The organism is Rhizobium sp. L43 (assembly GCF_002531725.1).
GTDB lineage: Bacteria > Pseudomonadota > Alphaproteobacteria > Rhizobiales > Rhizobiaceae > Rhizobium.
The window spans coordinates 174,302-190,891 of record NZ_NWSQ01000013.1 but is presented as its reverse complement, the minus strand read 5'-3'; the positions used below and the strand labels follow the sequence as shown (position 1 = coordinate 190,891).

The following is a 16,590-nucleotide window of genomic DNA, read 5'->3' as shown; positions in this document are numbered from 1 at the left end:
GAGAGTGCATGAGCGGGCTCGAGCTCAGGAACCTCGTCAAGAATTTCGGCGCCGTCGAGGTCATCCGCGATGTCTCGCTTGAGGTCAATGACGGCGAGTTCGTCGCCTTCGTCGGCCCGTCCGGTTGCGGGAAATCGACGCTGCTGCGCCTGATCGCCGGCCTCGACAAGCCGACTGCCGGCAGCATCGCCATCGACGGAAAGGATGTCACCGGGATCGGCGCCGCCGACCGTGGCCTCGCCATGGTCTTCCAGTCCTATGCGCTCTATCCGCATATGAGCGTCCGTGAAAACCTCGCCTTCGGTCTGGAGAATACCAAGGTGGCGAAGGCCGAGATCGAAGCGCGTATCGCTGACGCCGCCCGCATGCTGGAGATCGAACCTTTCCTGCAGCGCCGTCCGGGTCAGCTCTCCGGCGGCCAGCGCCAGCGCGTCGCAATCGGCCGCGCCATCGTCCGGCGGCCGGATGCCTTCCTGCTCGACGAGCCGCTCTCCAATCTCGACGCCGAGCTCCGGGTCAGCATGCGTGCCGAACTCGCCGCCCTCCACGCCCGCCTGAAGGCGACGATGATCTATGTCACCCATGACCAGGTCGAGGCGATGACGCTTGCCAACCGCATCGTCGTGCTGAGAGGCGGCAGGATCGAGCAGGTGGGAACGCCGCTGGAACTCTACAACAAGCCGGCCAACCGCTTCGTCGCCGGCTTCATCGGCGCGCCGCACATGAATTTCCTGGAAGGCGCGATCGTCGGCCACGACGGTGGTTTCACACAAGTCGAAACCGTCGGCGGCCATCGTCTTTCCGTTGTGGCCCGGGAGGCGCACCCGATCGGCGAGAGGGTCAGCATCGGCATCCGCCCGCAACACATTACCTTTGCCGAGGCGGGCGCCGCTGCCAGGCTGGACACCCGCGTCACCCTTGTCGAGGAACTCGGCTCGGAAACCGTCGTCCACGCCGACGCAGGTGGGAAAAAGCTGATCGCCGTCTTTGCCGGCCAGCAGCGGATGAAATCCGGCGACAGCCTGCCGCTGCATCTCGATCCCGAGGTTCTGCACCTCTTCGGCGAGGACGGCCGGCGTCTTTCCTGATAGCCTGCTGCGAAACGTCTCGTCAGCTTCCAGTCAAGCGCTCCCAATTTCGATGGGCGAACTTCGGTTTGTCGGTATCGTCGAGTTCGAGGCCCTCGACAAACCGGCGCGCTTCGCCTCCGGACCGGTACTGGTACGGGTAGTCTGTGGAGAACAGGATGCGATCCGTCCCGACCGCGTCGATCGCCTGCCGCAGATAGGCCGGGCTGAACATGCCGCTTGCGGTCAAATAGAGATTATTGCGGACGTAGTCGACGAAGGGACGCTGCAGTCCAGACACCCGATCGAGCATGGCCAGTCGCTCAAGATAGAAGATCACCAGTTCGCCCCAGTTGCCGAGGATCACCTGAAGGCCGGGATACCGGTCGAACACGCCGGCCAGAACGATGCGGACGAACTGGATGCCGGCCTCGAAATGCCATCCCAGGCCGAAGGTCGACAAAGCAAGATCGATCGGCGCTGCGAAGCCCGCATAATAGGCGTCGCGAACGCTCGCCTGAGGAATCTGCGGGTGGATCAGCAGCGGGACGCCAAGTTCTGCTGCGCAGGCAAATGTCTGTTCGAAGATCGCGTGATCGAGGTTCTTTTCGCCGACCCGGCCATAGAGAATGGCGCCCTTGCACCCAAGCTCCCGAACAGCACGCCGAAGCTCTTCGGCGGCGGCATCAGCGTCGACGGACGGCAGGACGGCCAGCGCCTGGAAGCGGGACGGGTTGGCAGCCATGGTGTCGGCGAGGAGATCATTGACGCGGCGGGCCAGATCGACGCCTTGACGCCCAAGATTATTCAAGCCTGGCGTCGTGAGCGACAGGACCTGGACATCGACGCCGGTCTCATCCATCAAAGCCAGCCGTTGTTGCCTGAGATCGGCGAGCCGTTCTCCGAGTACACCCGGATTGAGCCCCAGCGTTCCGTCGTCGGCGCCGGGTATCGTGCTCCATGCCTGCTTCACCTCATCGGGAAGGACATGCTCTTCGATCGCAATGATCTTCATCTTTGAAATCCTTGAATCTGCGCTTTCTGGCTCCTTGCGGGTTTTGCTATCCGCGACGCCAGATGACTCGCCACTTTTCATCATCCTGCGTGGACGTAAGGATGAGCTGATCATTCACAAAGCTGTATGCTCGCGGGAAATCCTGGCCCACCAACTCGTGAACCAGCGCTCCTTCGACACGATAGATGAAGATGCTGTTTGCGGAATCCAGCGTGATTTTGCCGAAGCTCGCCTCGTATCCACCGCTGCTGTACGCACTGTCGACATGCCCGGGTTCGAGGTTGCGGACCTGGATCGCCATGTAGCCATCACGCGTACAGACGAGGAGACCGTCGACGCGCGCAGTCTTCACCGCTCCTTTCGCATCGGGCTGCTCGATCGTCACGAGGTGCCAGCCCCCATCCAGTCGTGCAATGATCTCGGAATCGGCGGCGGATTGCTCACTCGTACCGGCGGTCTTCATTGGCCGTTCTCCTCTGTCTCGATCCTGTCAGGCTCCGGGTCCGACTGGAGAAAGCCTCTCACCAGGAATTGCCTCATCAGGCTGCGGCCGGAGCGCCGGATGTCGTTCAGGACTTCGCGGCAAGCTGATTGGCCACAGCTTTGCCGACGCCATGTGCCGAAGCTGGGTTCTGCCCTGTGATCAGGCGGCCATCGACCACCACGTTCTCCGTCCAGTTCGGTGCCGGCTGGTGCAGCGCGCCACGGTCCTTGAGGGTCGTCGCCAGCAGATAGGGTACGACATTGGTGTACTTGACCTCGGCCTCTTCCTCGTCCGTAAACGAGGCGACCTTCCTGCCAGCGACAAGATGACTGCCGTCCGACAGCGTCGCGTTTACCAACGCTGCAGGGCCGTGGCAGACCGCCGAGACGACGCCGCCGGCCTCGTAGATTTCGCGGGTGACGTGCTGCACGGCTGGATTGTCGGCGAAATCCCACATAGTGCCATGGCCGCCAGCGAAGAACACCGCCGAATAGCGGGAAGGATCGAGTTCACTCAGAACCAGGGAGTTGGCCAGAGCATCGCGGAACTCGCGGTCCTTCCAGAAGCGGTCATTGACCGGATCGCTAAGGTCGAAGAAGTCGATCGGCGGATGGCCTCCCCGGATCGAGGCGATCTCGGTCGGAATGCCGGCCTCGCGGAACACTGCGAGGGGGTGGGTGAGTTCGACCATCGCAAAGCCGGTGGGCTCACCGGTGTCGCCTCTGATCGGGTGGCTGGTGACCACGCAAAGGATGGGCTTGATGTTATCTGCCATTGTCTTGGCTCCTCATGATTTGAGCGAAGCCATGTCGATGACGAAGCGATATTTGACGTCGCTCTTCAACATGCGCTCATAGGCGTGGTTGATCTGTTTGATGGAGATGATTTCAACGTCCGATACGATGGCGTGCTGCGCGCAGAAATCGAGCATCTGCTGGGTCTCGGCGAGACCGCCGATGAACGATCCTGTGATCGCCCTGCGGCCGCGCACGACCCCGCCGGCGTTAACCGGCGTGCCAAGTGACCCCATATAGCCGACGAGCACGAGCACGCCTTCCAGCGTCAGCGTCGGCATGTAGGGATTGACGTCATGGTCATAGGGAACCGTGTCGATGATTACGTCGAAGCGGCCGGCGACGGACGCCATCTGCGCCGGATCGCTCGAGAGCACGACATGGTCGGCTCCGAGACGGAATGCGTCTTCCTCCTTGCCGGAGGAGCGCGTGAACAGGGTGACGTCGGCGCCGAGCGCCTTGGCGAGCTTTAGCGCCATATGGCCGAGACCGCCTAGACCGATCACCGCGACCTTGCTGCCTTCGCCAACATTCCAGCGATGAAGCGGCGACCAGGTGGTGATGCCGGCGCACAGGAGCGGTGCGGCCCCAGCCGGATCGAGCCCGGCTGGAAGCGTGAGAACGAACTTCTCCGTCACCACGATCGCGTCGGAATAGCCGCCATGGGTCGGCATGCCGTCGTGCCTGTCGAGGCTGGCATAGGTGAAGGTCGGACCTTCGGCGCAGTCCTGTTCCCATCCCTTCAGGCAGCGTTTGCAGTGCCGGCAAGAGTCGACCATGCAGCCGACGCCGACCATGTCACCGGCCTTGAAGCGGCTGACCTTCTCCCCGACCTGACGAACCCTTCCGATGATCTCGTGACCCGGAACGATTGGATAGGTCGTGAAGCCGCCGTGGTTGCGAGCCAGATGCAGATCCGTATGACAAACTCCGCAATAGAGGATGTCGATCGAGACATCATCGGACCGCATCGCACGCCGCTCAAAGGTGAAAGGCTCGAGAGCACCGGTGGGCGATGGAGCGGCATAACCGAGGACGTTCATGTTTGTATTCCTTTCGATCTGGCGCCATCGACGCGCGGGGCGAACTCACTGCGCCCGCCGAGCCGCGGTCGGGCGCAAAGTGTTCCATGATGTCGCGGACGGGAAATCTCAGGCGTTTGCTGGCGCGAACAGCGTTTCCCAGTTCAGGAAGGGGCCAAGCGGGATGACATCCCAGTCGATAAGCCCGGCCTTGGCCAGCGGAAACGCGCGCAGGGCCTGCTTGGCGGCTTCGACCGACTCGCATTCGGCGATGATGGCCACACCGGGGCGGTCCTGGCGGAAATAGATGTCGCGGATGACGCCGCCCTTGTACATTTGCCAAGCGTGCCGGGCTTCATCCGACATATGCGGTTGGTACTGTTCCAGGCTGGCACCGGGCTGCGGAATATCGAGGCAGAGCAGTTTCATAGCAAAGTTCCTTGGTTGGCAAAAATGGGTCAAGCGGGCTGGAACCGGCGCACGGTCTCGGCGACGCGACGGCCGAGGTAGCCTGCCGTCCTGAGATCGCTTCCTAGAGGCGCGACATCCGGTGCCTGGTCGACGTTCGATTGGGTCATGACACCAAGCTAGCTGCCGAGCCGGTTGAGGTCATCCGAGCTGCCGGTGCTGCTGCTGTTACCCGGCATCAGATCGAGACCGACCCAGATCATGCCGTGTTGCGCGGCAAACAGCGTCATCGATACGAGCGAGTTCAGCTTGTCTCCGTGCTGGGCTCCGGAGTTGGTGAAGCCGGCCGCGATCTTGTTGCGCCACTTCAGCTCTGACCAGGCTGCCTTGGTGGAGTCCTCGAAGAATTGCTTGAGCTTGGCGCTGATGAGGCCGTTATAGGTCGGCGACCCGAAGATGATGGCGTCGCTTTGCTCAAGCGTTTCCCAGTCCATCGCTCCATCCGCGACCGCGATGAGTTTCGCCTCCGCCCCTTGGACCTCTTGGATGCCGATGGCAACCGCTTCCGCGACACGTGCCGTATGGCCATACCCGCTGTCATATACGATGGATATTAGCAATTGCCGTCCTTTCATTGACGAGGTCGCCCGCGAAGCGAGGGCCATGGTTGCCCGCTGTTTCGACGACCGCATTGGTCGTCGGCGTCACGAATATCGTTTGCTTGGCCGGCGTTATATCGTAGAATGGAATTGACAATTAGAGATCATTTTTATCTTCTTTGGTTCCCAGGATTCTCCAATCGTGGGACTCGATGCTCGGGAGGACTAGCTCGGTGCGTGATAGGTTTGATGGTGTGCAGGCATTCGTCGAGGCAGTTGAGACGGGTGGCTTTGCCAAGGCGGCCGATCGGCTGTCATTGACACGTTCCGCGGTCGGCAAGGCGATCGCGCGTCTCGAAGAGCGCCTGGGTGTCCGGTTGTTTCACAGGACCACGCGAACGCAGAGCCTGACCGAGGATGGTCAGCAATATTACGAGCGCTGTATCCGTGCCATTGAGGAATTGCGCGCAGGCGAGTCTCTTCTGGAATCCGGCCGGCGCGAGGTCGTCGGCCGATTGCGCGTGTCTTTGCCTGTTCTGTTCGGCCGCTACTGCGCCGCGCCCATCCTGCGTGCCTACGCGCGCGAGCATGAGAAGCTCGAACTCGAACTCAGCTTCAGTGACCGTCAGATCGATCTGATCGCCGATGGCTTCGACCTCGCGGTGCGCAACGGCGTCCTCGGCAATGGAACCGCACTCCACGCCCGGCGACTGGCCAGCCCCCGCAAGGCGCTATGCGCCTCTCCAACCTATCTCGCCGCACGAGGGGAACCGCACTCTCTGGCGGATCTGTCCGAACATGAAACCCTCGTATACTGGCGCAACGATCATGGCCTGACCTGGCAGCTTCCTGATGCGACCGGCGCGCTGATCGACCTGTCGGTGACATCCAGACTGCGCTTTGATGATCTCGAAGTGATCGCCGATGCTGCCGTCGACGGCATGGGCCTGGCCTGGCTTCCCTACTGGTTGATCCATGACCGCGTGCAGGCCGGCGAACTGATTGAGCTCTGGGCCGATCGGCCGCACGCCGCGATGGAATGCTATGCCGTGTGGCCAACCAACCAATATCTGCCGTTGCGGTCGCGACTGGCGATCGACGCGCTCGCCACCGAATTGCCGAAGCATTTCGAAGTCTGAAGCGGACTGTTACGCTTTTGTCGACCACTTCGCGCTTCCTCTCCTGGCGCTGGTGCCACGTACCGTTCACAAAGCGGCTCGCCGCTGTCGCCTCGGAGCCGCTCACTTTGAATAACGCAAGGCGTTCACGAGAAGGGAAAAAGCGGGCGAAGACTGGCGCCGGCTTGGATAGTAGAGATGAAAGCCCTCCCAATAGGGCGAATAATCTTCCAGAAACCGGCGGAGGCGACCGGTATCGAGATAGCGCTTGGCGATATCCTCCGGGACATAGGCGAAACCGAAGCCGTCGAGAGCCGCTTCGACAACATTATAAATCGTGTTGAAAACGAGTTGTCCGTCACCCGAACCTTGATCTCGCGGCCGTTCTCTTCAAATTCCCAGGCACACAGACCGCCATAGGTGGGCAAGCGCAGATTGATGCACTTGTGCTGCATAAGGTCCTTCGGATGCTTCGGAATATCGCGTGACGCAAAATATGATTCTGCGGCAACGACCGCGAAGCGAACATCGGGCCCGATCCTCGCAGAGATCATGTCCTTGGCGATCTGTTCACCGAAACGCACGCCAGCGTCATAGCCTTCGCTGACGATGTCCTGCAGACCGTAGTTCACGTCCAGTTCGAGCCTGATGTCGGGATACTGGTGGAGAAAAGCTCGGAGCTTAGGCCAGATGTAGCACTGGATCTGATAGTCGCCGGCCGTTAACCGGACAGTTCCCGCCGGCTGGTCCCGAAGTGTGTTTAGTCCATCGAGCGCAGATCCGATCTCGTCGAAAAGCGGACCGATGCTCTGCAGCATCCGTTCGCCGGCCTCAGTCGGCGAGACGCTGCGTGTCGTCCTCGTCAGAAGTCGCACGCCCAGCCGCTCCTCGAGCTGACGGATCGTGTGGCTCAGCGCCGACTGTGAGACGCCGACCTTGGCGGCGGCCTTCGTGAAACTGCGCTCTCTCGCAACCACCAGGAACACCATCAGGTCGTTGATATTCTGGCGCTCCACTGATGATTCCTTCTCATAGACAGACGCCCATCATAAACGCGTGTCCATGAAATGGTAGCAATGGAGCCTGGAGCAGCAAGCAGGCTGGACCACCTTTAGGGACCGGCACTTCCGCTACAGGTTGAAGCTAGAGACCGGATCGGCGCAGCATTGCATCGGGGTAGCGAGCGCCCTGGATGACGATGTTGGCTTGCGCGATCTCATCCAGATCGACCTTGTCCAAGGTGACGTTCAGCGCCCCGATATTCTCCTCGAACCGTTCGAGCTTGCGTGTGCCGAACAGTGGAACAATCCACGGCTTCTGGGCCAGCAGCCAGGCCAGCGCCACCTGCGCCGGCGTCGCGCGATGCTTCTCGCCGATTTTGCGGATCAGGTCGACCAGCTTCTGGTTGGCGATACGTGCTTCCTCGGAGAAGCGGGGGATGCCTGCTCGGATATCGGAATTGTCGAACGTGGTGGTGACGTCGATCTTGCCGGTCAGAAATCCCTTGCCGAGCGGGCTGAAAGGCACGAGCCCGATACCAAGTTCCTCGATCGTCGGGATGATTTCGGCTTCCGGCTCGCGGGTCCACAAGGAATATTCGCTCTGTAACGCTGCCACCGGCTGCACTGCATACGCTCGCCGTATGGATTGGGCACCAGCCTCGGACATGCCGAACCACCGCACTTTGCCCTCGGCAATCAGCTCCCTGACCGTCCCGGCCACATCTTCCATCGGCACGTCCGGATCGACCCGGTGCTGATAATAGAGGTCGATGTAGTCAGTACGCAGGCGCTTCAGGCTGCCCTCGATGGCGCGGCGGATCTGCGCCGGCTTGCTGTTGACGCCACCACGGTGCTCGCCGGTCTCCTGATCGATATCCCAGCCGAACTTCGTCGCGATCTTCACCTTGTCGCGAACCGGAGCAAGCGCCTCGCCGACCATCTCCTCGTTCGTCCAGGGGCCGTAGACTTCGGCGGTGTCGAAGAAATCCATGCCGTGTTCGACAGCGGTGCGAATCAGGTCGATCATCTCCGGCCGGTCGGGGAGTTCGCGGGCCTTGCCATAGCCCATGGCGCCTAGCGACAAAGCGGATACTTCAAGGCCCTGGCCAAGTGTGCGCTTGATCATTTGCTTCTCGTCCTTTGAGGTTGATTTGAAGAGCTATCGACGACGCGCGCCTTGAGGCGATGCCGACCTCATGCGATCCGGCCGCCGTCAGGTATTCTCCTCGCGTGGCGTGATCCTGACGGTTGCCGCGCGTGCTCGGGCGCTGACCATCGGCGGTAGATACTGGCTCTTGCGGTATTTCGCACGGTAGGCGTCATCGATGCGATCGTTGATCGGACCGTCGACCGGCTCGAAGGCGACCGTGCGCATCATGCCGGCCGCAATGATCCGTCCGGCCTTCTGGCGGACCGCCGCCTGATACCAGCGGGACTTCTGACCATGGTAGCCGCGCCCGTAGAGCGAGCCATCGACGACGACCTCCCAGATCCAGGTCGGGGTCCCATGGGTGGCGCCATCTTCCCGAAACGGGGCGATTTTCAAATCGTCGGCCCGATCGATTTTGCTAAGCTCATCATCCGACCAGTTCATCGTCGCTCTCCGCTCGTCTCGGCCACAGTCGTCGTACCGCTTCCCGATCTTATGCTCTGAATATAGAGCGCGCACCCAGCTATGATTAGGCGCCGCAAATCGCATGAACTTATGAGCGTGAATCATCAATACAGTTCACAGGTGAGGTTTGGCCTGCGACGCAGCCTTTGCTCTTACGGCGCTCTGGTGGAAAGGTGGCCGAAAACGCATGCGCGAACTTCGCCTTGTCGGCGACGCGCCGAGGTCCGGATCTTCGATAAAGCGCCGAGCTCGGGCTTGATTGATCGATGAGGTCAGGCCTTCCGGGGACGAACCTCCATAAACACGTATGGCGCGCTGGTTCCCGAGGGGATAGCATATACGTCATAGACCGCGGCCGGATCGGCACCCATTCCCAATGAGCCGGACGGCATCCCCGGCACGGCCAGTCCTCGGACCGGCGGCCGCTCTCGGAGCAGGCGCTCCACGGCCTCGAGCGGAACATGTCCCTCAAGATAGTATTCCTCAACGGCAGCGCTATGGCATCCTTCCATTTCGGCAGGCACGCGAAGCCGAGCCTTGACTGCGGCAAGGTCGTCGGTGTTGCGGAGATCGACAGAATAACCTGCCTCTGCCATTGCTTTCGCCCATTCGTGGCAACAACCGCAATTCGGGTCCTTATAGACAGTCATTTTTGCCGGCGCCGTGGCACGAGCCTTTCCGCTCAGCAACACCAGGGCAGAGCCTGCCATTGCAATGAAACTTCTTCTTCTGTGCATCGTTTGCGCTCCTCGATGTCCTGCCGCCCGGATCGACCCGGGCGGCAGGAGTCGGTTATTTTACATTGGTGACGGTCAGCTTGCCATTCACACGCTCGGCAACGAACTCGACATTCGCGCCTTCCTTCAGTTTTTCGATCAGAACCGGGTCTTCGACGCGGAAGACCATCGTCATCGCCGGCATGTCGAGGTTCTTCAGGTCCTCATGCTTGATGGTGACCTTCCTTGCCTTTGTGTCGACCTTGTTGACGACACCCTTGGTGAATTCCTCGGCGAATGCGCCGAAGGCTGCGCTGGCGCAGAGCAGGGTGGCGAGGCCGATTTTGATCATTGTAGTTTTCATGCGTGTAGCTCCTTTGTTGCAGATTACTTGCCGGCGACGGTGGCGTCGCCATGCATGCCGGCTTCGTAGTGACCGGGGATCAGGCAGGCGAACTTGAACGCGCCGTCGGTGGTGAACTTCCAGACGATCTCGCCGGATTGGCCAGCCGGAAGACGGATGGAGTTGGCGTCGGCATGTTCCATTTCCGGGAACTTCTCCATGACCTTCTTGTGCTCCAGGATCTTGTCTTCCTGATCGAGCACGAATTCGTGGTCGACGGTTCCGGCATTCTTGATCGCGATCTTGACCGTCTGCCCTTTGCGGACGTTGAAGACCGCGGGGGTAAACAGCATCTTTCCGTCGTCGGTTTCCGTCATCGTGACGCGGATGGTCTGTGTCGCTTTGGCCTTATCGCCGGGTTCTCCGATAGCCATCTTCTCGCCGTGGCCACCGGCATGATTGCCGGAGGCAAGTGCTGGCGACGCGAGTGCTGCGAGGGCCAATGCCATGAGATAATTCTTCATCCGTAATTCCTTTTCGATGTTGAGATCGGACCTCAGCCGTTTGTAGGCTTCGGCGTAATTTGCGTTTCTGCGTCTTTGGCCTTGGTCGCGTCCGGAAGTTCTCCGGTCCATTCCCAGGCCTGCGTTCCGGGCGGGTTTTCGTACCAGCCGGGATCTGAGTAATCGTCTGCCGAGATCCCCTCGCGGACTTTCACGACCGAGAACATGCCGCCCATTTCGATCGGACCATGCGGCCCCCAGCCGGTCATCATCGGAACGGTGTTCTCGGGGATGGGCATCTCCATTTCGCCCATGTCGGCCATGCCCTTGGTGCCCATGGGCATGTATTGCGGCTGCAGTGTCCTGATCTTTTCGGCGACCTTCGACTTGTCCGCGCCGATGAAGGTTGGAATGTCATGACCCATGGCGTTCATCGTGTGGTGCGACTTGTGGCAGTGGATCGCCCAGTCGCCGAGATACTTGGCGTCGAACTCGTAGGCACGCATCGCGCCGACCGGGATGTCGATGCTCACCTCCGGCCACCGCGCTTCCGGCCGCACCCAGCCGCCGTCGGTGCAGGTCACTTCGAAATCGTAGCCATGCATGTGGACAGGATGGTTGGTCATCGTCAGGTTACCGACCCGGACGCGCACCCGGTCATTCCTGGACACGACGAGAGGGCTGATGTCCGGGAACACGCGGCTGTTCCAGCACCACATGTTGAAGTCGGTCATCTCCATGATCCGCGGCACGTAGGAGCCGGGGTCGATGTCGTAGGCGTTGAGCAGGAAGACGAAGTCTCGGTCGACGCGCATGAACTTGGGATCTTTCGGATGGATCACGAAGAAACCCATCATGCCCATGGCCATCTGCACCATCTCGTCGGAATGCGGGTGGTACATGAAGGTGCCGGATTTCACGAGGTCGAACTCGTAGACATAGGTCTTGCCGACCGGAATATGCGGCTGCGTCAGGCCGCCGACGCCGTCCATGCCCGACGGCAGGATCATGCCGTGCCAGTGGATCGTCGTGTGCTCGGGCAGCTTGTTGGTGACGAAGATGCGGACGCGATCCCCCTCGACAGCCTCGATCGTCGGTCCCGGTGACTGCCCGTTGTAGCCCCACAGATAGGCGGTCATGCCGTCCGCCATCTCGCGCTCGACCGGTTCGGCGACGAGGTGGAACTCCTTGACGCCATTGTTCATCCTGTGCGGCAGGGTCCAGCCGTTGAGGGTGACTACGGGCTGATAGTCCGGACCGGAGCTAGGGTGGAGTGGCGGCTGCATGTCCGCCGATTCCATGGTCGGAGCGTCGGGCAGACCCATCGCCGACGTCTTCGTCCAGGCGGCTGTGGTGAACAGAGCGGCGCTGGCTCCAAAAAGTTGTCGTCTGTTGAACATGGTATGTCCTTTCTCAATGACCGCCGCCAGCGCTGCTTTCAGAAGCAGCGGCGACGTCGGTCTCTGCCGACACCTTCGTGGCGCTGCCGCCGTAGATCACAGGCGCCAGATCGGCTTCGGCCAGCCAGAAATCTCGCTTCGCGTTGACGGAAAGCAGGGTGGAGTTGATCTTGTCGCGGGTGTCTGTCAGCAGCTCGAAGGTGTTCGAGATCATGCCGTTGTAGGTCAGCAGGGATTCCTCCTCGACCTTGTGCGCAGCGGCACGACGTTGTTGCGGTAGTGCCGCGCGATATCGTAGTTCGAGCGGTAAGCCTCGTAGGCGGAACGTGCTTCCGAGCGGACGTTGACGGCTTTCTCCGCCAAAAGGTTCGCCGCCCGCATGTAGGCCAGCTCGGACTTGCGCATCCGGGCCTTGCCGGTGTCGAAGATCGGGATGGCGAACTCAAGCTCGACCTGCGCGGTGGTTCGCGTTTTCTTCTCGTCGTCCTCGATTTCCCGTTCCGTTTCGAAACCGGTCAGGATCTCGAGGTCGCTGACATAGCGCGTCGCCTCGGTGAGGCCGTAGGATCTGGCCGTGGCCTCAAGGTCGAGCTTAGCGATCTGCAGGTCGATGCGGTTCCTGAGAGCCTCGGCCTCGATGGTTTCGCGCCTGACGACGGATTTGGGGAGCGGCGGCAGGCTGTTCGGAACCTGGTAGTCCAGATCGGAGCCCCAGAGGCCCATCAGCCGCGTCAACTCCTCCTTGGCAAGGCGGGCGGACAAGCGGGCCTTCGCCGTTTCCCCGGCGAGTTCGGCGACGAAGACATGTTCACGGGCCTGGGCGCCCTTGGCCATCGCGCCTGTCTCGCCCAGCTTCTCGGCGAGTTCCGAGGCTGCGTCGGCAGTCGCCTGGGCGTGCTGGAGCTGCCCGACATTCTCCCATGAGGCGACCGCGCCGATCCAGGCGCGCCGGGTGTCAACGGCGACCTGAAGCGTCTTCACCGCCGCGATCAATTGCGCCTGCCGGAAGCGGGTGTCGGCGATCGCCATGTCCCTGTTCTTCGTGGCAAGCGCCAGGATGTTCGTCGTGATCATCCCTTCGATCGTTTTGAATGCCTGCAGTTCCGGAGTGCCGATCCCGGTCGTGCCGATGGAGACGGTCGGGTTGATGAACATCGTCGACTGCCAAGCGTCGGCGGCGCTGTCGCCAAGATCGGCATAGGCGGCCTGGAGGCCCTTGTTGTTGAGCAGCGCGATCTGGACGGCCGTCTCGACGTCGAGAGGCTTCGTCCGGGCAAGCAGACTTTTGACCTGCGCGGCCGCCGATCGGGCCTGGTTCTGGTTCTGGTTCTGGATCCAGACGGTCTCTTTCGCCGTGACAATGGCGGTTTTGTTGGCAACGGAGGTGAAACCCGCCTCTTTGCGGGAATAGTCGGCGCCTGGAATGCAGCCGCTCAAGGCGAGCGGGAATGCAAGCGCCGCGATCAGTCTTGTGGTGCCGATCATGAGCCGTCTCCATTCATGGGAGACTGCAGATCGTTCTGTCTGCGCCAGGGTTTGGGATCGACCGGCTGGCGGGCGACGTAACCTGTGATCGGCGACCTGTATGCCGCCGGAAGCGCGGATGGCTGAACGAGCGTGGTGGGAAACGCCACCACGTCGGGAGGAAGCGTGGATGCGCAGCCACCGGCAACAAGCGGCAGCCCCACCACGAAAAGCGAGGGTTTCATTTTGAAATGTCCGAATAGGAGATAGCCTACAGGGCGCTCGCCCAGAAGCAGGCAAGCGTCCGACTAGACCCGATCAAGCGGGTGCGTCTCTATTCAGATATTCGGGGGACGGTTGAGGGTTGGCAGTTCGCCAAGGGTCGTCCGGTCGTCGATGAACTGCCGGATCGAGGTTACGATGGGTCCGCCGACATCCTGGCCTTCACAAATAATGCCCAGCCCGCCACAGAAATCCTTGCAGCATTCTTGCTTGACGGGCTTCGATACGCCATCTGCGTCACCGCTGGCCTCGCCTTGAGAGTGGTCATGGACAGCCATCTTCGTCATGTCATGGCCGTCGTGATGCTGCGCAGCATCGGTTTCGGACACGACCGCTGCCATTTCGGGGAACGAGGAGCCATGCATGGCGGCGCTGGCGTTCGACAGCGAGTACCCCGCCAGTGATACGATGATCACCAGCCGTATCATCACGAGCAGCCTGCTCATCGCGATTCGGTACATCTTGCCCATGCTCCTCGAACTACATGCAAAGCAGCTCGATTTCAATTGCACTCATCTGTCGTTAATGTTCGAGCCCTTTGTGTGGCACGAACATCATCCCGTTCACGATCCTGGTGTTCGCCGCCAAGGCCGGCCGCTATGTCGTGCTGACGCTGGCCGCTCTAGAAATTCTCGGCTGACCGCTTCTGGCGCGAGAACACCATGCGGTCGACCGTCTCGTCACGAGCGACCAGGGTGTGCCAGGCCGCCGCGGCGAGGTGCAGCGCGACCATCGCCAGGATAATCCTCGACCCGATCACGTGATACGGCGCGATGGCGAACGAGAGATAGCTCGCGACGAACCCCATGCAGGCCTGTCCGATGATTGCGACGTAGAAGCCGTAGTGAAGCGCCTTCGCGGCCCGCCCGGCCCATGAACCGGGCCCGCTGGTTTCGGGCGGTTGAAGGAGACGAAGAACCAGCCGCAGGCCCATCAGCAGGCCGATCATCATTCCCGCGTAGTTGTGAAGCTGGTGCTGGACAACGTCCCAAGAGGATGGCGTGAGACCCATGTGGACGGCGTGATGGGTTCTCTCGATGCTGCCGCCGGTCAGATACTGGACCGGCACCATGAAGGCGACGAGCCAATGGAGTCCTATTTGGGCCAGCGAGTAGCCACTCTTCATCGATCCTCTCCGAGCGAGAGGCGCAGACTAACCGGCGACGGTTAATGCTTTCTCATCGCCCGGTTGCCAAAAGATCTGAGTGCTACAGATCAACCGCCGATTGGAAGCTGGGAATGCGCCGGCCGCCTGACGGGCGCGCATCCGCCCTCTTGCTGCCCAGATAAAGACGGATATCCGGTCACGGCATCGGATATCCTTTGCAGCATCATGGTCACCAAACCAGGCGTCGTCCTCGATGAAATTAACAGCTGACGCGAACAAATTCGGACCGTTCGCCTTCATGGCGGCGGTCCTGATGACGGCGGCCATGGTTTCCGCCGAGGAGGACGTTGTCACCATTCGGCAGGCGGACATGAAAGCCATGGCCGCGGCGGCAAAAACGATCTCCGGCATGTTCAAGGCTTCGACGACCTACAAGGCCAGCGAGTTCAAATGGGCGGCCGACACCATCCGCGACAGGTCCGGAGGCGTTCTCTCTGCACATTTCGCGTCCGCGGCCGACAGTCGGCAGTCGAAGGCCGGACCGAACATCCTTGAGGAGCGCGACCGGTTCGACCGTATCGCCAACGACCTGCGCGACTACGCCGTCGCGCTGGATGCCGCCGCGCAGAAGAACCCCGGGCCGATGACTGCCAGCATGCGCATGAAGCCCGGAGAGGCGATGGGCAGCGGTCCCTTCGGCACTCACGTCCGCAACGAGGACGAACTGTCGACGATGGCGGCGGAACACGCGTTCCACCTCATGCTACAGACCTGCACGACCTGCCACACCCGGTTCAGGATGGAATGACGGCGGCCACTCGCCCGCAACCTCGATCAAAAAAATGCGCATGTCGACGAAAACGTTCCAGGAAAACAACCGCATCCAGCCATGCCCGGAAGCCGCTATGCGGCTCGCGGGCTCTTTCCAAATCGACGGGTCGCTCTAGCTTAAAGGGCACAGGAAGAAAGGAGAAAACCATGACCGACGCACCGAATACGGCGACCCCGGCGCGAAGAGTGTTGCGGGGCCGCCCCTACAGCATCGGCGAATTTGCCAGGAAATACCGGCTCGACGACAAGGAGGCGAAGCGCCTCTATGAGAAATTTGGCCCGTCTGCCACCGAACTCGACCTGTTGATGGCGGCTAAGCGGCGCCCGCCGGGCCTTCCGTCCAGTCTCGATGCCTGACGGCCCATCATGAAGATCCGAACCGGAGGCTGCCTTTGCGGGGCGGTCGCCTATCACGTGGAGGGCGAGCCGCTTCGCGTCGGCCTCTGCAACTGCGCCGATTGCCGCAAATCGAGCGGCTCGGCCTTCGTCTTCTTCGCGGTCTGGCCGCGCCGGGCTTTTTCCTACTATGGCGAGATCGCCACCTTCGCCGGCCGCAGCTTCTGCCCTGCCTGCGGCAGCCGGCTTTTCTGCCTCAGGGATGATGAGGCGGAAATCCGGCTCGGCTCGCTCGACGACCCGCCGACCGACCTTACGCCCGGCTATGAAGTCTGGATCAAGCGGCGCGAAGCCTGGCTGCATCCTGTGCCCGGCGCCGGCCAATTTGCCGAGGATGCGGACTGACGGGCGCTTGCGCACCGAAACTTGACTTTTCTTACCAATATTTCATTTCCCCCATCCGCAATTCCGTGCCACTTCCGCG

At 61.3% G+C, this 16,590-nt stretch carries 20 protein-coding genes and 3 pseudogenes; 5 read left to right on the top strand and 18 right to left on the bottom strand.

Annotated elements, in window-relative coordinates:
* Positions 1–8: 8 nt before the first annotated feature.
* Complete coding sequence (ugpC, locus tag CO667_RS18895) at positions 9–1,088, top strand: sn-glycerol-3-phosphate ABC transporter ATP-binding protein UgpC (protein ID WP_097619804.1); 1,080 nt, start codon at positions 9–11, stop codon at positions 1,086–1,088.
* Between the two features lie 22 nt (positions 1,089–1,110).
* Here ugpC and CO667_RS18890 read toward each other — a convergent pair whose 3' ends face one another.
* The 6 genes and pseudogenes from CO667_RS18890 to CO667_RS18865 form a co-directional block, all read right to left on the bottom strand.
* Complete coding sequence (locus CO667_RS18890) at positions 1,111–2,082, bottom strand: amidohydrolase family protein (protein WP_097619803.1); 972 nt, start codon at positions 2,080–2,082, stop codon at positions 1,111–1,113.
* Between the two features lie 46 nt (positions 2,083–2,128).
* Positions 2,129–2,545, bottom strand: a complete 417-nt coding sequence (locus tag CO667_RS18885; RefSeq protein WP_097619802.1) for a lipocalin-like domain-containing protein — start codon at positions 2,543–2,545, stop codon at positions 2,129–2,131.
* Positions 2,546–2,651: 106 nt separating this feature from the next.
* A complete protein-coding gene (locus tag CO667_RS18880) occupies positions 2,652–3,341 on the bottom strand; it encodes a type 1 glutamine amidotransferase domain-containing protein (protein WP_097619801.1) in 690 nt (229 codons plus the stop codon).
* Between the two features lie 12 nt (positions 3,342–3,353).
* Positions 3,354–4,403, bottom strand: coding sequence for an NAD(P)-dependent alcohol dehydrogenase (locus CO667_RS18875; RefSeq protein WP_097619800.1), 1,050 nt, complete (start codon positions 4,401–4,403; stop codon positions 3,354–3,356).
* A gap of 108 nt (positions 4,404–4,511) precedes the next feature.
* Entirely contained in the window at positions 4,512–4,811 is a 300-nt protein-coding gene (locus CO667_RS18870; protein ID WP_097619799.1) for a superoxide dismutase, read from the bottom strand.
* 29 nt (positions 4,812–4,840) lie between these two features.
* Positions 4,841–5,410: pseudogene (locus CO667_RS18865) on the bottom strand (flavodoxin family protein).
* Positions 5,411–5,622: 212 nt separating this feature from the next.
* Between CO667_RS18865 and CO667_RS18860 the strand changes: the two are divergent.
* Positions 5,623–6,528, top strand: coding sequence for a LysR family transcriptional regulator (locus CO667_RS18860; RefSeq protein WP_097619798.1), 906 nt, complete (start codon positions 5,623–5,625; stop codon positions 6,526–6,528).
* A 102-nt stretch (positions 6,529–6,630) separates the two neighbouring features.
* Here the strand turns inward: CO667_RS18860 and CO667_RS18855 are convergent.
* From CO667_RS18855 to CO667_RS35445, 12 genes and pseudogenes are all read right to left on the bottom strand, one after another.
* Positions 6,631–7,523 (bottom strand): annotated as a pseudogene (locus tag CO667_RS18855) (LysR family transcriptional regulator).
* Positions 7,524–7,650: 127 nt separating this feature from the next.
* Positions 7,651–8,634: an aldo/keto reductase gene (locus tag CO667_RS18850; RefSeq protein ID WP_097619797.1), complete on the bottom strand. Its 984-nt coding sequence runs from the start codon at positions 8,632–8,634 to the stop codon at positions 7,651–7,653.
* 87 nt (positions 8,635–8,721) lie between these two features.
* Positions 8,722–9,102 (bottom strand): DUF2255 family protein, encoded by a 381-nt coding sequence (locus tag CO667_RS18845; RefSeq protein ID WP_097619796.1) that lies wholly within the window; start codon positions 9,100–9,102, stop codon positions 8,722–8,724.
* 293 nt (positions 9,103–9,395) lie between these two features.
* Positions 9,396–9,860 (bottom strand): DUF411 domain-containing protein, encoded by a 465-nt coding sequence (locus tag CO667_RS18840; RefSeq protein WP_097619795.1) that lies wholly within the window; start codon positions 9,858–9,860, stop codon positions 9,396–9,398.
* Between the two features lie 55 nt (positions 9,861–9,915).
* Positions 9,916–10,203, bottom strand: coding sequence for a copper-binding protein (locus CO667_RS18835; RefSeq protein WP_097619794.1), 288 nt, complete (start codon positions 10,201–10,203; stop codon positions 9,916–9,918).
* Positions 10,204–10,226: 23 nt separating this feature from the next.
* Positions 10,227–10,706, bottom strand: a complete 480-nt coding sequence (locus CO667_RS18830) for a plastocyanin/azurin family copper-binding protein (RefSeq protein WP_097619793.1) — start codon at positions 10,704–10,706, stop codon at positions 10,227–10,229.
* A 32-nt stretch (positions 10,707–10,738) separates the two neighbouring features.
* The gene (locus tag CO667_RS18825; RefSeq protein WP_097619792.1) at positions 10,739–12,085 is read right to left on the bottom strand and encodes a copper oxidase; all 1,347 of its coding nucleotides are present in this window, start codon (positions 12,083–12,085) and stop codon (positions 10,739–10,741) included.
* Between the two features lie 13 nt (positions 12,086–12,098).
* A pseudogene (locus CO667_RS18820) lies at positions 12,099–13,570 on the bottom strand (TolC family protein).
* Entirely contained in the window at positions 13,567–13,794 is a 228-nt protein-coding gene (locus tag CO667_RS18815) for a hypothetical protein (protein ID WP_097619791.1), read from the bottom strand. Before CO667_RS18815 ends, CO667_RS18820 begins: the two are co-directional and overlap by 4 nt.
* Before the next feature lie 93 nt (positions 13,795–13,887).
* Entirely contained in the window at positions 13,888–14,301 is a 414-nt protein-coding gene (locus CO667_RS18810) for a hypothetical protein (protein WP_179874180.1), read from the bottom strand.
* Positions 14,302–14,453: 152 nt separating this feature from the next.
* Positions 14,454–14,957: a cytochrome b/b6 domain-containing protein gene (locus CO667_RS18805; RefSeq protein ID WP_097619790.1), complete on the bottom strand. Its 504-nt coding sequence runs from the start codon at positions 14,955–14,957 to the stop codon at positions 14,454–14,456.
* A gap of 27 nt (positions 14,958–14,984) precedes the next feature.
* Complete coding sequence (locus CO667_RS35445) at positions 14,985–15,266, bottom strand: hypothetical protein (protein ID WP_179874173.1); 282 nt, start codon at positions 15,264–15,266, stop codon at positions 14,985–14,987.
* Between CO667_RS35445 and CO667_RS18800 the strand changes: the two genes are divergently transcribed.
* The 3 genes from CO667_RS18800 to CO667_RS18790 all read left to right on the top strand — a co-directional run bounded on the left by CO667_RS18800 (position 15,193) and on the right by CO667_RS18790 (position 16,511).
* Positions 15,193–15,747, top strand: a complete 555-nt coding sequence (locus CO667_RS18800) for a cytochrome c (protein WP_097619789.1) — start codon at positions 15,193–15,195, stop codon at positions 15,745–15,747. The two genes, CO667_RS35445 and CO667_RS18800, sit on opposite strands and share 74 nt — an antisense overlap.
* 170 nt (positions 15,748–15,917) lie before the next feature.
* Positions 15,918–16,127 carry a hypothetical protein gene (locus CO667_RS18795; RefSeq protein WP_097619788.1) on the top strand — a complete coding sequence of 70 codons (210 nt, stop codon included), beginning with the start codon at positions 15,918–15,920 and terminating at the stop codon, positions 16,125–16,127.
* A 9-nt stretch (positions 16,128–16,136) separates the two neighbouring features.
* Complete coding sequence (locus CO667_RS18790) at positions 16,137–16,511, top strand: GFA family protein (RefSeq protein WP_097619787.1); 375 nt, start codon at positions 16,137–16,139, stop codon at positions 16,509–16,511.
* Positions 16,512–16,590: the final 79 nt, after the last annotated feature.

Excerpts from the sequence above, each read along its gene's own strand:
- CO667_RS18830 (WP_097619793.1), bottom strand. The coding sequence starts at position 10,706 with ATGAAGAATTATCTCATGGCATTGGCCCTCGCAGCACTCGCGTCGCCA.
- CO667_RS18800 (WP_097619789.1), top strand. The coding sequence starts at position 15,193 with ATGAAATTAACAGCTGACGCGAACAAATTCGGACCGTTCGCCTTCATG.
- CO667_RS18815 (WP_097619791.1), bottom strand. The coding sequence starts at position 13,794 with ATGAAACCCTCGCTTTTCGTGGTGGGGCTGCCGCTTGTTGCCGGTGGC.
- CO667_RS18875 (WP_097619800.1), bottom strand. The coding sequence starts at position 4,403 with ATGAACGTCCTCGGTTATGCCGCTCCATCGCCCACCGGTGCTCTCGAG.
- CO667_RS18850 (WP_097619797.1), bottom strand. The coding sequence starts at position 8,634 with ATGATCAAGCGCACACTTGGCCAGGGCCTTGAAGTATCCGCTTTGTCG.
- CO667_RS35445 (WP_179874173.1), bottom strand. The coding sequence starts at position 15,266 with ATGGCCGCCGTCATCAGGACCGCCGCCATGAAGGCGAACGGTCCGAAT.
- CO667_RS18795 (WP_097619788.1), top strand. The coding sequence starts at position 15,918 with ATGACCGACGCACCGAATACGGCGACCCCGGCGCGAAGAGTGTTGCGG.
- ugpC (WP_097619804.1), top strand. The coding sequence starts at position 9 with ATGAGCGGGCTCGAGCTCAGGAACCTCGTCAAGAATTTCGGCGCCGTC.
- CO667_RS18840 (WP_097619795.1), bottom strand. The coding sequence starts at position 9,860 with ATGCACAGAAGAAGAAGTTTCATTGCAATGGCAGGCTCTGCCCTGGTG.
- CO667_RS18885 (WP_097619802.1), bottom strand. The coding sequence starts at position 2,545 with ATGAAGACCGCCGGTACGAGTGAGCAATCCGCCGCCGATTCCGAGATC.
- CO667_RS18790 (WP_097619787.1), top strand. The coding sequence starts at position 16,137 with ATGAAGATCCGAACCGGAGGCTGCCTTTGCGGGGCGGTCGCCTATCAC.
- CO667_RS18825 (WP_097619792.1), bottom strand. The coding sequence starts at position 12,085 with ATGTTCAACAGACGACAACTTTTTGGAGCCAGCGCCGCTCTGTTCACC.
- CO667_RS18805 (WP_097619790.1), bottom strand. The coding sequence starts at position 14,957 with ATGAAGAGTGGCTACTCGCTGGCCCAAATAGGACTCCATTGGCTCGTC.
- CO667_RS18870 (WP_097619799.1), bottom strand. The coding sequence starts at position 4,811 with ATGAAACTGCTCTGCCTCGATATTCCGCAGCCCGGTGCCAGCCTGGAA.
- CO667_RS18890 (WP_097619803.1), bottom strand. The coding sequence starts at position 2,082 with ATGAAGATCATTGCGATCGAAGAGCATGTCCTTCCCGATGAGGTGAAG.
- CO667_RS18835 (WP_097619794.1), bottom strand. The coding sequence starts at position 10,203 with ATGAAAACTACAATGATCAAAATCGGCCTCGCCACCCTGCTCTGCGCC.
- CO667_RS18810 (WP_179874180.1), bottom strand. The coding sequence starts at position 14,301 with ATGGGCAAGATGTACCGAATCGCGATGAGCAGGCTGCTCGTGATGATA.
- CO667_RS18880 (WP_097619801.1), bottom strand. The coding sequence starts at position 3,341 with ATGGCAGATAACATCAAGCCCATCCTTTGCGTGGTCACCAGCCACCCG.
- CO667_RS18845 (WP_097619796.1), bottom strand. The coding sequence starts at position 9,102 with ATGAACTGGTCGGATGATGAGCTTAGCAAAATCGATCGGGCCGACGAT.